Annotated in this window: 12 protein-coding genes; 3 read left to right on the forward strand and 9 right to left on the reverse strand. The window is 65.4% G+C overall.

Annotation, left to right across the window (positions count from 1 at the left end):
- Window positions 1-73: 73 nt before the first annotated feature.
- Window positions 74-1,348, forward strand: a complete 1,275-nt coding sequence (locus tag QJT82_RS16445; protein WP_028341634.1) for a hypothetical protein — start codon at window positions 74-76, stop codon at window positions 1,346-1,348.
- Between the two features lie 139 nt (window positions 1,349-1,487).
- On the opposite strand, the gene QJT82_RS16450 is transcribed toward QJT82_RS16445, so the two are convergent.
- The 4 genes from QJT82_RS16450 to thiD form a co-directional block, all read right to left on the reverse strand.
- Window positions 1,488-2,477: a threonine/serine dehydratase gene (locus QJT82_RS16450; protein WP_028341633.1), complete on the reverse strand. Its 990-nt coding sequence runs from the start codon at window positions 2,475-2,477 to the stop codon at window positions 1,488-1,490.
- A gap of 56 nt (window positions 2,478-2,533) precedes the next feature.
- Complete coding sequence (locus QJT82_RS16455; RefSeq protein WP_028341632.1) at window positions 2,534-3,625, reverse strand: glycosyltransferase family 1 protein; 1,092 nt, start codon at window positions 3,623-3,625, stop codon at window positions 2,534-2,536.
- Window positions 3,622-4,434 (reverse strand): UDP-2,3-diacylglucosamine diphosphatase, encoded by an 813-nt coding sequence (locus tag QJT82_RS16460; protein ID WP_026193024.1) that lies wholly within the window; start codon window positions 4,432-4,434, stop codon window positions 3,622-3,624. The genes QJT82_RS16455 and QJT82_RS16460 overlap by 4 nt, the downstream gene beginning before the upstream one ends.
- A gap of 349 nt (window positions 4,435-4,783) precedes the next feature.
- A complete protein-coding gene (gene thiD / locus QJT82_RS16465; RefSeq protein WP_028341631.1) occupies window positions 4,784-5,581 on the reverse strand; it encodes a bifunctional hydroxymethylpyrimidine kinase/phosphomethylpyrimidine kinase in 798 nt (265 codons plus the stop codon).
- A 203-nt stretch (window positions 5,582-5,784) separates the two neighbouring features.
- Here thiD and QJT82_RS16470 point away from each other — a divergent pair, with 203 nt between their 5' ends.
- Window positions 5,785-6,030 carry an Lrp/AsnC ligand binding domain-containing protein gene (locus tag QJT82_RS16470; protein ID WP_016845986.1) on the forward strand — a complete coding sequence of 82 codons (246 nt, stop codon included), beginning with the start codon at window positions 5,785-5,787 and terminating at the stop codon, window positions 6,028-6,030.
- 112 nt (window positions 6,031-6,142) lie between these two features.
- Here QJT82_RS16470 and QJT82_RS16475 read toward each other — a convergent pair whose 3' ends face one another.
- Entirely contained in the window at window positions 6,143-7,084 is a 942-nt protein-coding gene (locus QJT82_RS16475) for a cytochrome c (RefSeq protein ID WP_028341630.1), read from the reverse strand.
- 166 nt (window positions 7,085-7,250) lie between these two features.
- On the opposite strand from QJT82_RS16475, the gene QJT82_RS16480 reads away from it, so the two are divergent.
- The gene (locus QJT82_RS16480; protein WP_028341629.1) at window positions 7,251-7,673 is read left to right on the forward strand and encodes a CHRD domain-containing protein; all 423 of its coding nucleotides are present in this window, start codon (window positions 7,251-7,253) and stop codon (window positions 7,671-7,673) included.
- Window positions 7,674-7,787: 114 nt separating this feature from the next.
- Here the strand turns inward: QJT82_RS16480 and QJT82_RS16485 are convergent, their stop codons facing one another.
- The 4 genes from QJT82_RS16485 to QJT82_RS16500 form a co-directional block, all read right to left on the reverse strand.
- Window positions 7,788-8,237 (reverse strand): cytochrome c, encoded by a 450-nt coding sequence (locus QJT82_RS16485; protein WP_028341628.1) that lies wholly within the window; start codon window positions 8,235-8,237, stop codon window positions 7,788-7,790.
- Between the two features lie 114 nt (window positions 8,238-8,351).
- Entirely contained in the window at window positions 8,352-10,661 is a 2,310-nt protein-coding gene (locus QJT82_RS16490; protein ID WP_028341627.1) for a xanthine dehydrogenase family protein molybdopterin-binding subunit, read from the reverse strand.
- A 128-nt stretch (window positions 10,662-10,789) separates the two neighbouring features.
- Window positions 10,790-12,319 carry a murein biosynthesis integral membrane protein MurJ gene (gene murJ, locus QJT82_RS16495; protein WP_028341626.1) on the reverse strand — a complete coding sequence of 510 codons (1,530 nt, stop codon included), beginning with the start codon at window positions 12,317-12,319 and terminating at the stop codon, window positions 10,790-10,792.
- 102 nt (window positions 12,320-12,421) lie between these two features.
- Window positions 12,422-13,573: a DegT/DnrJ/EryC1/StrS family aminotransferase gene (locus QJT82_RS16500; RefSeq protein WP_028341625.1), complete on the reverse strand. Its 1,152-nt coding sequence runs from the start codon at window positions 13,571-13,573 to the stop codon at window positions 12,422-12,424.
- Window positions 13,574-13,598 lie beyond the last annotated feature (25 nt).

Genomic DNA, 13,598 nt, shown 5'->3' on the forward strand with positions numbered 1-13,598 from the left:
ATTCAATTGCGATTCGCGCGATATCGTGGTGATCGTTAGCGTAACGCGCAGTGATTTGCGCGGAGAGATTGTGATGGCCGAAGAAGCATTCGCCCTGTCGCCGATATCCGCCCGCGCGGCCCTGCCGAGCGAGGAGGACTATGCTGCGATCAGCGCGGCCTTCATGGAGACTTCGCGGGGCCGCTGGTTCCTCGGCGAATACGCCAAGCGCAACCGCAATGCCGATACCCGCATGGTGCTCGATGCGGTGGCGCGGATCGAGGAAAGCCTCAGCGCGCAGCGGCAAGCCGCCGCAGCGGCGATCAGGGACGAGCAGCTGGCGCAGGCGCTGGCCGCCCTGCGCGGCGCAATCGAGGCCGCCCAGGCCTCGGCCATCGCCGCGCTCGACGGCATCAGCTTCGAGCGGAGCCTCGCGCCGGTGCGCAAGGGCGTGCGGGTGATCAGGGAGATCTCCTGGCGGCTGCGCGAGATCGGCAATGACGGCCGGATCTGCGACATCATCGATTCGCAAGTCAGCGCGATCGAGGCTGGCGCCGCCGAGGTCTCGATGGACGATGCCAAAGCCGTGCTGGATGCCGGCTTCGCTGCGCTGGCGCGCCGCCTGAGCGAATTCGATCCGGACACTGCGGCTGAGCCTGATGTGACCGAGGCGCCGGTTGCGGAGCCGCCGGCAGCGGCCCCCGCGCCGCCACCGGTGGGCGAAAGTGCAGCCCCCGATATGGCCGCTACACCGCCAGCGCCGCCTCAGGAGGCCGCTGCGACGCCGAACGTCGAAGCCGCGATTCCCGCCGCCGTGCCCGGCACTGAGGCCGCTACGGCCGTGATGCCGCAGCCGAGCGAAGCCTGGATCAAGGCTGAAGCGGCGCTGGCCGAAGCCGAGGCCGCAGAACTCGCCCGCGTCACCGACGAAGCGACGGCCGACGCCCATGACGAGGCGGTGCTTGACCTGATCGCGATGGAGATGGGTGCGCCCGATCCGATCGACGAAGAGGCGATCGCGGAGGAAATGCGCGCCGCCGAAGAGATGCGTGTCGCCGAAGCGATGGCGGCCGAGCCGGAAATGGTTGCGCCGGCCATTCAGCCTGAGCCTGCACCGGCGCCCGCGCCGAAGGTCGAGGTCAAGATGGAGCCGCCACCGCGAGCGGCAGCGGCGATTGCCGAGACTCTGGTGATGCCGCCACCTATCCCGCCCGCCGTTGAGCCTGCCCCTGCTCCCGCAGCGGAGATCTCACTCGGCTCGACGATCATCGCCAGCGGTCTTCTGAAAAGGCCAAGCGTCGCGGCCAACGATCCACTCGCGCCGATCCGCCGCATGAGCCAGGCCGAGAAGATCGCGTTCTTCTCGTAACCTAGACTTTTCATATCCTCTCATTGCCGGGCTTGACCCGCGCACGACGCGAGGCGCGCGAAGCATTCATGTTCCATGGACCGCACGCGCAACGTGAGCCGGCTCATGTACCGCGGCAGCATCTGTGCCTAACCCGGTGTCAGGCAACGAGTTTCGCGAACAGGTCGGTGTCGACATTGCCGCCCGAGAGCACGATGACGACGTTCTTGCCCTTGGCGTCGATCCGTCCCGCAAGCAGCGCGGCGAGCCCGACCGCGCCGCCGGGCTCAACCACGAGCTTCAGCTCGCGATAGGCGAAGGCAACGGCGGCGCCGACTTCGTCATCGGTGGCGTTGACACCGTTCGCCAGCAGCTTGCTGTTGATGGCAAAGGTGAGCTCACCCGGCATCATCGCCATCAGCGCATCGCAGATGGTCCGCGCCGCGACCGGATGCGCCTCGCGATGTCCGACCTTGAGTGACAGGGCGTGATCGTCATAGCCCGCGGGCTCGGCGACGATCACCTGGGCCTGCGGATATTTCGCCTTCACCGCGGTTGCGACGCCGGCGATCAATCCGCCGCCTGAAGCCGGCGCGACCACGATGTCGGGCGTCAGTCCGAGCGCGGCCATGTCCTCGGCGATCTCGCGGCCGGCGGTGCCCTGGCCCGCGATCACGAAGGGATCGTCGTAGGGGCGCACCAAGGTCGCGCCGAGCTTGCCGGCAATGCCGTTGGCGATCGCCTCGCGGTCGTCGCGATCGCGGTCGTAGAGCACGACTTCGGCGCCATAGGATTTGGTGCGCTCGCGCTTGGTGATCGGCGAGTCCGCAGGCATCACGATGGTCGCGTGCATGTTGAGGATCTTGGCCGCCGCGGCGACGCCCTGGGCGTGGTTGCCCGAGGAGAACGCGACGACGCCGCCGCTCCGCTTGTCCTGCGGGATCGAGGCGAGCTTGTTGAAGGCGCCGCGAAACTTGAACGATCCGGTCCGCTGCAGCATTTCGGGCTTCAGGAAAACCTGGGTGCCGACGCGTTCGTTGAGAACGGGAAAGGTCAGGAGCGGCGTGCGCACCGCGAACGGCGCGACCACCCTTGCGGCGGCATCGATGTCCGCGGCAGCGACGGGTGGATTGAGAACGGTGTCCGTCATTCGCGATTTGTATCGCGGCGACGGGCTGGCGGGCAAGACGCTTTAGCGTGACCCAACTAGCGTGAGTTTGGCTGTGGTGTCGGCAGGACGGCGAAATGGTGCTCTTCGGCACCAAATTCGAACGCCTCCCCCTCGCCATCCGGCGGCGCAGGACGGACGTTCATGCAACGGTCGATGAACACCCGGGCCGACGCCTGCCAGGTGTGGAGCGCGGCGAAATCGACGCAAGCCTGCCGCGGGATGCTGAGCGCCTCGAGGGAGGCATGGTGCAAATCCTCGTCGAGCACACCGACCGGCGCCGCGCCGATCACGTCGCGGGGACCGGTGACCGGAAAAGCGGCAACCGGCAGGCCGCTCGCCAACGCTTCAAGCAGCACCAGACCGAACGTATCAGTCCGGCTCGGGAAAACGAACACATCGGCCGCGGCGTAGATCTCAGCCAATTCTTCCCCATGGCGGGCACCGAGGAACACGGCGTCCGGATATTTCCGCTCCAGCGCCGCCCGCGCCGGGCCGTCGCCGACCACGACCTTGGTTCCCGGCAAATCGAGATCAAGGAAGGCCTCGAGGTTCTTCTCCACCGCCACCCGGCCGACGCTGAGATAGACCGGCTGCGGCAGGCAGAGATCGACGTCGCGCGGATGGAACAGCGCGGTATCGACGCCGCGCGACCACAGCACCACGTTGCGGAAGCCGCGCTGACGCAACTCGGCCGCCAGCGCCGGGGTCGCCGCCATCACCGCCCGGCTCGGCCTGTGGAACCAGCGCAATGCGCGCCACACCCAGGCTTCCGGGACAGGCGTCCGTGCCGAGACGTATTCGGGGAAGCGGGTATGGAAGCTCGTCGTGAACGGCAGGCCGTGCTTGCGGCAATAGCGGCGCACCGCGAGCCCGATCGGGCCCTCAGTCGCGATATGGATGCTGTCGGGCCTCGCCGCCTCGATCAGACTTGCGACCTTGGCCCGGTAGGGCAGCGCCAGCCGGAGATCGCGATAGCTCGGCATCGCGAAGGTGCGGAACTCGTCCGGCGTCAGGAAGCTCACCTCGACGCCGAGCGATTTCGCCGCCTGTGCCATCATGGTCAGCGTGCGGACAACCCCGTTGACCTGGGGATGCCACGCATCGGTCGCGACCAGGATATGCGTCATGCAGCGCGTGCCGTCACTCGCGGAACCGGCGCGATCCGGCGCACCGGGTCGGTCCAGGTGATGATCTCGAAATGGCCGTCCTCATGCTCGGCGAGCGCGGTGCAGCTCTCCACCCAGTCGCCGCAATTCATGTAGCGGATGCCGTGCTCGTCATGAATCGTCGCGTAGTGGATGTGGCCGCAGATCACGCCGTCGCAGCCGTGGCGCCGCGCCTCGCCGGCAAGCGTCGCCTCGAACGCGCCGATATAGTTCACCGCCTTCTTGACCTTCAGCTTGGCCCATTGCGACAGCGACCAGTACGGCACGCCGAACATCTTGCGGAAGAAGTTGACGAAGCGATTCATCTGGATCGCGAAGTCGTAGGCCTTGTCGCCGAGATGGGCGAGCCAGCGCGCGTTCTGCACCACGAGATCGAAAATGTCGCCGTGGATGACGAGGTAGCGCTTGCCGTCCGCGCCGGTGTGAACGGTGTTCTCCACCACGTCGATGCCGCCGAAATGCGTGCCGTAATATTTGCGCAGGAACTCGTCGTGGTTGCCCGGGACGTAAATCACCTTGGCGCCCTTGCGCGCCTTGCGCAGCATCTTCTGCACAAAATCGTTATGGGTCTGCGGCCAGTACCAGTTCGACTTCAGCGCCCAGCCGTCGACGATATCACCAACGAGGTAGATCGTGTCGGCATCGTGAGAGCGGAGGAAGTCCAGCAGGCGGTCGGCTTGCGAACCGCGGGCTCCGAGATGGACATCGGAGATAAACAAAGTGCGAAAGTGCCGCTCGGGACTTTCTTCACTCAAGGAGTCACTTCCCATGCCTGTGCACCTAACAGATTCCTGTGACAAGGCGATGACGATCCCCGCGACCCAAGGCCCCACAAACAGTTAACGAGAATCAGCAGCACGCCCCTGCCCTGCGGATAACAGCAGCGTGCGACAATCTGGCGACATCGGCGGCCGCGGCTGTGTGGAAGAGGTGTTGTGTTGCCTGCGTAACGCGGCGGAACGAGGCGAATTCGAAGCGGCGATGAAGCGTAGCCCGGATGAAGCGAAGCGTAATCCGGGGAGCTTCCGCGGAAAGTGCAGCCCCGGATTTCGCGGAGCCTGTCATCGGGCGCGCGTTCGCGCGACCCGTTGGCTTCATCCGGGCTACAAGTCACGGCAATCAGTAGTACTTGTGAAAGTGATGCACCGGCCCATGGCCGTGGCCGACGGCGAAGCGATCGGCCTCAGTGATCGCTTGCGTAATCCAGGCCTTGGCGTTGCGCACGGAGGTCTCCATGCTCTCGCCCTTCGCGAGCCCTGCTGCGACTGCCGAGGACAGCGAGCAGCCGGTGCCATGCGTATTGGCGGTCGCAATGCGCGGCGCAGCCAGCGCGATGCTGCGCTCGGCGTCGATCAGATAGTCGATGCTGTCGGCGCCGTGGCCGTGGCCGCCCTTGACCAGCACCGCGCGACATCCCATCGCCAGCAATCGCTTGCCTTGTCGCTCGACGTCGGCTTCGCTTGAGGCGACCGGCTCGTTGAGCAGCGCCGCCGCTTCCGGCAGGTTCGGCGTGATCAGCGAGGCCAGCGGAAACAGCAGGGTCTTCAGCGCATCGACCGCCTCGGCGGCAAGCAGCCGATCGCCCGAGGTTGCGACCATCACCGGATCGAGCACGACATGGCGCGGCGCCCAGCGCCTCAGCCCATCGGCGATCGCCGCGATCGTCTCGGCCTGCGCCACCATGCCGATCTTGACCGCGCCGACCTCGAGATCGGAGAACACCGCGTCGATCTGGGCGGTGACGAATGAAGCGGGCACCGGATGGATGCCGCTAACCCCCTTGGTGTTCTGCGCGGTCAGCGCCGTGATCGCAGACGCGCCATAGACCCCGAGCGCGGCAAAGCTCTTGAGGTCGGCCTGGATGCCCGCCCCGCCCGAGGAATCGGAGCCGGCAATGGTGAGCGCGACCGGCGTCATCGTGCAGCACCGGCGGTTGATACGAATGCGACCATCGCGAACAAGACCATGGCCTGTCCTAGCCCGGCCGCGGATCGACGGCAAGTTCGCCTGACTTTACCGCGGGTTGGCCTTGCCTTGACGCTGCCTTGCCCCTTCTTGTCCCCTTGCCTTGGCCGCCCGTTTTGGGCCTATAGTCGCGGAAATCCCCGGAGACGACTTTGATGGTTCCTTTCTTCGTCCAGATCAAATGCAAGCTCGGCCAGTCCTACACCGTAGCCAACGCGCTGGCGGAGGCCGAGATTGCGTCCGAGATCTATTCCACCGCGGGCAACTACGACCTCCTGGTCAAGTTCTACGTCGACCACGACACCGACATCGGCCATTTCATCAACGAGAAGGTTCAGGTGATCCCGGGCATCCAGGACACGCTCACCATCATCACCTTCAAGGCGTTCGGCGCGAAGTAGATCGCGCCCACGACAGCATGATGAGATTGGGTCGAGCTTGAACGGCGTCGAAAGTTCACCTCTCCCTTGGGAGAGGTGAACCGAAACCGCGGCGAGCCGGTTCAAGCAAAACTCATCCCGCTGACTCCTTCTCCTTCTCCTTCTTCACCGGCTTCGGCGGTCCCTCGACCGGCGGCAGCGACTTGATGTATTCGGCGATCGCATCGCGGTCGGACGACGAGAGTTGCGAGGTATTGCGGATCACGCGCACCATGGATCCGCCCGCGCTATCGCCGTCCGGCGTCTGGCCGCTCTCGAGGAAATAGGCGATATCCTTCACACTCCAGTCCGAGATCCCCCTCGGCGTGATGTTGGGCACCCAGCCTTCGCCCTCCGGATTCGGACCACCGGCAAAGCGCTGCGCGGTGACGATGCCTCCGAGCACATTGCGCGGGCTGTGGCACTCGGCGCAATGGCCGAAGCTGTTGACGAGATAGGCGCCGCGATACCAATGCGCGGAGCGGCTTGCATCCGCGATGAACGGCTTGCCGTTCATGAACAGCAATTTCCAGACGCCGACATTGCGCCTGATGTTGAACGGAAACGGCAAATCGTGGTCGCGCACCTTGCCGGCGACCGGCGGCAAAGTCTTCAGATAGGCGAACAGGTCGCGCACATCGCTGACCTTGGCGTGCTGATAGGACGGGTACGGAAACGCCGGGAAATAGTGCGCACCCGATGGCGAGGTGCCCTTCATGACCGCCGTGACGAAATCGGCCTCGCTCCAGCGGCCGATGCCGTCGTTCGGGTCGGGCGAGATGTTCGGCGCATAGAAGGTGCCGAACGGCGAGGTGATCGCGAGCCCGCCGCCGAGCCTCGTGCGGTCGTCCTGCTTCGGCACGGCATGGCAGGAGGAACATCCTCCAGCATTGAACGTTGTGAGGCCGTTGACCAGGTCAGGCTGATAGGCTGGCAGCGCGCCGGCGGCAACGGTCGCGGGGATCGTCAGCCACCAGAACAGGCCAACGCCGATTACGCCGGCCAGAATCGCCAGGAGGAAAATTCGTCGCAGCATTCACCGATCCGTCATTGGTCGCGGCAGTTCATGGACCAGTATGATGGCAACCAGTCGGACAAGCTCGCATCAAATTTGCCGCACCCACGATCATTTGGGGAATAAATCCGAAAAGCTGCTGTTTGAAGATTGCAACCATCCTGTGACGTCAAAGGGGAGAGAAACCATGTCGAACAAGACCTTGCTTGCCACGCTGACGCTCGGCGCCGCCATCGCCCTCGCCGGTCCGGCCTTTGCCGAGAAGTTCACGGCGAAGCTGGATAGCAAGAGCGAAGTGCCGCCGAATACCAGCGCCGGCACCGGCACCGCCGACATCGACTACGATGCCGCCAGCAAGAAGTTGAGCTGGAAGGTGACCTATTCCGGCCTCTCGGGCCCGGTCACCGCCGCGCATTTCCACGGCCCCGCCGAGGCCGGCAAGAATTCCGGTGTCGCAGTCGCGATCCCGAATGCGACGTCGAGCCCGGTCGAAGGCAGCGCAACACTGACCGACGCGCAGGCCGCCGATCTCCTCGCCGGCAAGTACTATGTCAACGTCCACACCGCGGCCAATCCGGGCGGTGAGATCCGCGGTCAGGTGACGAAGTAAGCTTCAAACGCAGGCCGACAAGAAAGAGGGCAGATGCCGCGGCATCCGCCCTCTTTCAACTCGCCTGCTCCTCGCGCCCACAGCTGCAGCCGCAGGGATCGCGTCCCCGCGGAATCACTTCAGCTTGACACGATACACCTCGTGGCAGTCCGAGCAGCGGTCGTTGATCGACTTGAAGGCGACCTTGAGGCCATCGATATCCTTGATCTTGCCCTTGACGTCCGCGATGGCCTTGGACACCGGAGGCACCTTGGAGTCGAAATCGGCCTTGCTCTTCCAAACTTTCGGCGACGATCCGTAGGTCGCGTTTTTGACATCTTCCTTAGGATTCGTCGCAAACACTGTCGGGATCCTGGGCACGCTCGCTTCGAGGTCGGCGATCGCCGCATCCACCGCCGCCTGGTCGTAGGGGATATCGCCCTTCACCATCTTGCCGATCACATCGTACATGCTCTTCGCCTGCCCCCGCATCAGGTTGTCCTGCTCGACAGCGATCTTCTGATCGGCCATCACGGCGCCGGCGCCGAGCAGCAGACCTCCCACAACAACAACAATCCGTTTCATCGGTGAATTCTCCGTCCTGCGAGCGTTTCGAAGCAACGCCGTGACCCGCGCGCGCGAGTCACGGCTTCTCGATAGGAACCCGAGTGCGAGGTTTTATTCCCGCGCGGATTCCCGTTACAGATTATGGCGGCGCTGCGCCTCGCGGATCGCGATCCAGACCCGTTCCGGCGTGGCCGGCATGTCGATGTGGTCGATCTTGTACTCGCGATGCAGCCCCTCGACGATCGCGTTGACGACCGCCGGGCACGAGCCGATCGCGCCGGCCTCGCCCGCGCCCTTCACGCCCATTGGGTTGGTCGTGCAGGGCACGTTATGGGTCTCGAACACGAAGGACGGCCCGTCTGAGGCGCGCGGCAGCGCATAGTCCATGAAGGTGCCGGTGACGAGCTGACCGTCGGTCGGGCTGTACACCGCCTGCTCCATCAGCGCCTGCCCGATTCCCTGCATCGCGCCGCCATGAACCTGGCCGGCGAGCATCAGCGGATTGAGCGTGACGCCGAAATCGTCGACGATGACGTAGCTGACGATCTTGATGATGCCGGTGGCGGGATCGATCTCGACCTCGGCAAGATGCGTGCCGTTCGGATAGGTGCCGTCGGCGCTGGCGAAGGTCGCGTTCGCATTCATCTTCGACGTATCGCCGCCCGGGCGTTTGGCGAGATCGGCAAAGCTGATCGAGCGGTCGGTGCCGGCGATGCGGATGCGGCCGTCGGCGATCTCAAGGTCGCCGGCGCCGGCTTCCAGCGCCTGCGCCGCGAGCTCCTTCAGCTTGTTGCCGAGATCATGCGTCGCGCGCTGCACGCTGACGCCGCCGGACGGGATCGATGCCGAGCCGCCGGTGCCGAGGCCGGTCGCGATCTTGTCGGTATCGCCCTGCAGCACATGGACGCGCTCGGGCGGCACGCCGAACTGCTCGGCGACGATCTGCGCATAGGCGGTCTGGTGGCCCTGCCCGCTCGACTGCGTGCCGATCAGGACCGAGATATCGCCATTGGGATCGAGCGCCACATTGGCGGTCTCCTCGCCCATGGTGCCGCAGACCTCGACATAGCTCGCCATGCCGATGCCCCGCACCAGGCCGTCCTTCCTGGCGGCCTTGGCGCGCTTCGGAAACTCCTTCCAATTGGCAATCTCCATCGCACGCTTCATGTGCGCGACGAAGTCGCCGGAGTCGTAGACCTTGCCGGTCGCGGTCGTGTAGGGCAGCGACTTCGGCGGAATGAAATTCTTCCGCCGGATGGCGTCCGGCGTCATGCCGAGCTTGCGCGCGGCGGCATCGACCAGGCGCTCGATGACATAGGCGGCCTCCGGGCGGCCGGCGCCGCGATAGGCATCGACCGGCACCGTGTTGGTGAACACGGTGCGGACCCGGCAGTGGAAGGCCTGGATGTCATAGAGGCCGGGCAGCATGCCGGCGCCGCCATGCGGGATGTAAGGCGCGAAGGTCGAGAGATAGGCGCCCATGTCGCCCATCAGGTCGACATCCATGCCGAGGAATTTGCCGTCTTCGGCGAGCGCCATCTTCGCGGTGGTGAGATTGTCGCGGCCCTGCGCGTCGCCCATGAAATGGTCGGAGCGCTCGGCCGTCCATTTGATGCTCTTCTTGAGCTTGCGCGCGGCGACCGAGATCAGCGCATATTCGCGATAGGGAAACAGCTTGGTGCCGAAACCGCCGCCGACATCCGGGCAGATCACCCGCATGTTCTCCTTCGGCATCTTCAGAATCATGTCGCAGAGGATCTCGCGCAGGCGGTGGCTGCCCTGGCTGCCGATCGTCAGCGTCAGATGGTCCTTCTTGGCGTCGTATTCCGCGACCGCGGCGCGCGTCTCCATGAAATTTGTGATGACGCGCGGATTGACGATGGTGATCTCGGCCACCGCATGCGCCTTGGCGAACGCGTCCTCGGCGGCCTTCTTGTCGCCGATCGAGACGTCGAACAGCACATTGCCGGGCTTGTCCGGCCAGACCTGCGGCGCGTCCTTCTTCACCGCATTGACGAGGCCGACCGCCGCCGGCAGCGGCGTCCATTTGACGTCGATCGCCTCGATCGCGTCACGGGCATGATCGACGGTATCGGCGACCACAAAGGCCACCGCGTCGCCGACATGGCGCACCTCGTCCTTGGCGAGGATCGGATAAGGCGGTGCGGTGAACGGATCGGTTTCCAGATTGAACAGGCACGGCAGGCCGCCGAGCTCGGCGACGTCGGCCGCGGTCAGGATCAGCGCCACGCCGGGCATGCCGCGGGCCTTGCCGGCATCGATCGTATAGGTCGCGTGCGCATGCGGCGAACGCAGCATCAGCGCGTGCAATGCGGGAGACGGTGCAACGTCGTCGGTGTAGCGGCCCCTGCCGCGAATCAGAGCGTCGTCCTCCTTGCGCCGCACACTTTGTCCGACGCCGAATTTGATGGGAGCTGCCATCGTCTCTCCAATTGCCTTGGTTGTTTGCATGCATATTGGCGTGGTTGTCAGCGAAGCGCAAACCGCTTTCCGCCGCGCGCGGCGCTATCACACAGCCGCCTCCTATGCATTTGATTTGACAGGTAAAACTATACGCGGCGGAGCGCGAACAGCCAGCCGCGGCCGAACAGCGTGAGGATCGAGAGGGCGTAGACGAAGACGCCGACCGCAATCAGCAGCAGCAGGATCAGCTCGTCGCGAAAGATCTGCATCGGCGCGAACCACACCACCGCGAAATGCGAGGTCAGCCACAGCGCGACCGCGAGCAGCACGCCGCACAGCGCGAAGGTGCCGAACGAGCGGATCAGCGCGCGATCGAGCGCGAGGTAGCCGCGGCGCACGGCAAACATCAGCACCAGCAGCAGATTGACCCAGGCCCCGATCGCGGTCGCGAGCGCGAGCCCGACCTGCGCCAGCGTGCCGACCAGCGCGATCTTCAGCGCGACGTTGACCGCGACCCCGGTCAGCGCCGCTTTCACCGGCGTTGCGGTGTCCTTGCGGGCGTAGAAGGTCGCAACCGCGCTGCGGATCATCACGAAGGGAATGAGCCCCACCGCATAGGCCGCGAGCGTGGCGCCGGCACTTGCGGCATCGGCCTTCGAGAACGCGCCGCGGGCGAACATCGCGCGCATGATCGGATCGGCCACCGTCAGGAACGCCGCCACGAACGGCACCGAGAACAGCAGCGTGAAATCGAAGGCGCGGCGCTGCGCCGCCATCGCGCCGGCGTGATCGTCGGCGCTCAAGCGTCGCGACATCTCGGGCAGCAGCACGGTGCCGATCGCGATCCCGATCACGCCGATCGGCAATTGATTGAGGCGGTCGGCATAATAGAGCGCCGACAGCGCGCCCGCGGGCAGGAAGGTCGCGATGATGGTGTCGGCGAACAGCGCCACCTGCGTGCCCATCGAGCCCAGCGTCGCCGGCCCCAGCGCGCGGAAGAAGCCGCGGACGTCCTCGTCGAGCTTCAAGGGCGCGAACCGCGGCAGGCCGCCGTGGCGCGCCAGGTCGCCGGCGAGCAGGAAGAATTGCAGGAAGCCCGAGATCAGCACGCCCCAGGCCGCGGCGTGCCCCGCGCTCGGGAAGAACGCCGCGAGCGCCAGCGTCATCATCATGGCGAGGTTGAGGAAGATCGGCGCCGCGGCCGCGCTGGCGAAGCGATGCATCACATTGAGCATGCCGCCATAGAGCGTCACCAGCGTGATCAGCAGCAGATAGGGAAAGGTGATCCGCGTCAGCTCGATCGCGAGCTTGCGCTGCGCCGCGTCCTCGGTGAAGCCCGGCGCGAGGATGCTCATCGCCTGCGGCATGAACGCCATCGCCACCGCCAGCAGGATCACCTGCGAGGCGAACAGCAGCGTGAAGATGCGGTCGGCGAACAGCCGTGCCGACGCCTCACCGCGCTCGCCATGGACATGGGCATAGGCCGGCACGAAGGCGGCGTTGAAGGCGCCTTCGGCGAAGATCGCGCGGAAATGATTGGGCAGCCGCAGCGCCACGAAGAAGGCGTCGGCAATCGGCCCGGCGCCGAGGATCGCCGCGAGCATGATGTCGCGTGCGAACCCGGTCACCCGCGATAGCAGGGTATAGCCGCCGACGGTGAAGATGCGCCCAAGCATGCGCTGCTTCTAGCGCATGATTACGGTACGAAAAAGTTTCCTGTCAGGCCGTTAACGATTTAGGCATGATCCTGCCCGAAAACCGGAAGCCACTTTTCGGGATCATGCCTGTAGCGCGCTGCGCACAGCCTGGATGACGCGGTCCTGCGTCACCTCGTCGAGATAGGGGTGCATCGGCAGGGCGATGACGTCCTTCGACAGGCGCTCGCTGACCGGCAGGCCGCCGTCGGCAACCGGATAGTGGCTGTAGGCCGTCTGCTGGTGCACCGATTTGGGATAGTAGATCATGGTCGGGACGCCGTGCGCCTTCAGGGCCGCCGCGAAGGTGTCACGATCGATGCCGTCGGACAGGCGGATGGTGTACTGCGCCCACACCGAGGTACAGCCCGGCGCAAGGCGCGGCACCGCGACGAGGTTGCCGAGCGCGCGCGAATAGCGCTCCGCCACCTTGTTGCGCGCCGCGATCTCGTCGTCGAAAATCTTCAGCTTCTCGAGCAGGATCGCCGCCTGCATGGTGTCGAGCCGCGCCGTGAGGCCGAGCCGCACATTGTCGTACTTGTCCGAGCCCTGGCCGTGCACGCGGATGCTGCGCAGGGTGCGCGCGAGCTCCTCGTCGTCGGTGAAGATCGCGCCGCCGTCGCCGAAGCAGCCGAGCGGCTTGGCCGGAAAGAAGCTGGTCCCGGTGGCGAGTCCGAAGGTGCCGAGCTTGCGGTTCTTGTAGGTGGCGCCAAAGCCCTGCGCGGCATCGTCAAGTACGAAAAGCCCCTCGGCCTCGGCGACCGCGCCGATCGCGTCATGATCGGCGCTCTGGCCGAACAGGTCGACCGGGATCACGGCGACCGGCTTCAGCCCGCGCGCGCGCGCCGTCGCGATGCCGCGCTTCAGCGAGTTGACGTCGATGTTGAAGGTCTCCTCATCGACATCGACGAACACCGGCGTCGCGCCGGTCAGCGTCACGACCTCGCCGGTCGCGCAGAAGGTGAAGGTCGGGCACAGCACCGCGTCGCCCGGCCCGACATTCTTCGCCATCAGGACCATCAAGAGCGCGTCGGTGCCGCTCGCACAGCTGACCACATGCTTTGCGCCGCTATAGTCCGCCAGCGCCTTCTCCAGCGCGGTCACTTCGGGACCGTTGATGAACTGGCAATGGTCGAGCACGCGCGCGACCGCGTCATCGATCGACTTGCCGAGCCGCCGGCGCTGCGCGGCGATATCGATGAAGGGAATGGGCTCAAGCTGCATATGCTGGTTCATGGAAGCTCTTTGCACGTGTTGAATG

It is taken from the genome of Bradyrhizobium sp. Mp19, from assembly GCF_029952935.1.
Classification (GTDB): Bacteria; Pseudomonadota; Alphaproteobacteria; order Rhizobiales; family Xanthobacteraceae; genus Bradyrhizobium; species Bradyrhizobium elkanii.

Coding starts and splice junctions, on each gene's coding strand:
- murJ (WP_028341626.1), bottom strand. CDS start 12,319: ATGCTTGGGCGCATCTTCACCGTCGGCGGCTATACCCTGCTATCGCGG.
- QJT82_RS16485 (WP_028341628.1), bottom strand. CDS start 8,237: ATGAAACGGATTGTTGTTGTTGTGGGAGGTCTGCTGCTCGGCGCCGGC.
- QJT82_RS16500 (WP_028341625.1), bottom strand. CDS start 13,573: ATGAACCAGCATATGCAGCTTGAGCCCATTCCCTTCATCGATATCGCC.
- QJT82_RS16445 (WP_028341634.1), top strand. CDS start 74: ATGGCCGAAGAAGCATTCGCCCTGTCGCCGATATCCGCCCGCGCGGCC.
- QJT82_RS16475 (WP_028341630.1), bottom strand. CDS start 7,084: ATGCTGCGACGAATTTTCCTCCTGGCGATTCTGGCCGGCGTAATCGGC.
- QJT82_RS16450 (WP_028341633.1), bottom strand. CDS start 2,477: ATGACGGACACCGTTCTCAATCCACCCGTCGCTGCCGCGGACATCGAT.
- QJT82_RS16460 (WP_026193024.1), bottom strand. CDS start 4,434: ATGGGAAGTGACTCCTTGAGTGAAGAAAGTCCCGAGCGGCACTTTCGC.
- QJT82_RS16480 (WP_028341629.1), top strand. CDS start 7,251: ATGTCGAACAAGACCTTGCTTGCCACGCTGACGCTCGGCGCCGCCATC.
- QJT82_RS16470 (WP_016845986.1), top strand. CDS start 5,785: ATGGTTCCTTTCTTCGTCCAGATCAAATGCAAGCTCGGCCAGTCCTAC.
- thiD (WP_028341631.1), bottom strand. CDS start 5,581: ATGACGCCGGTCGCGCTCACCATTGCCGGCTCCGATTCCTCGGGCGGG.
- QJT82_RS16490 (WP_028341627.1), bottom strand. CDS start 10,661: ATGGCAGCTCCCATCAAATTCGGCGTCGGACAAAGTGTGCGGCGCAAG.
- QJT82_RS16455 (WP_028341632.1), bottom strand. CDS start 3,625: ATGACGCATATCCTGGTCGCGACCGATGCGTGGCATCCCCAGGTCAAC.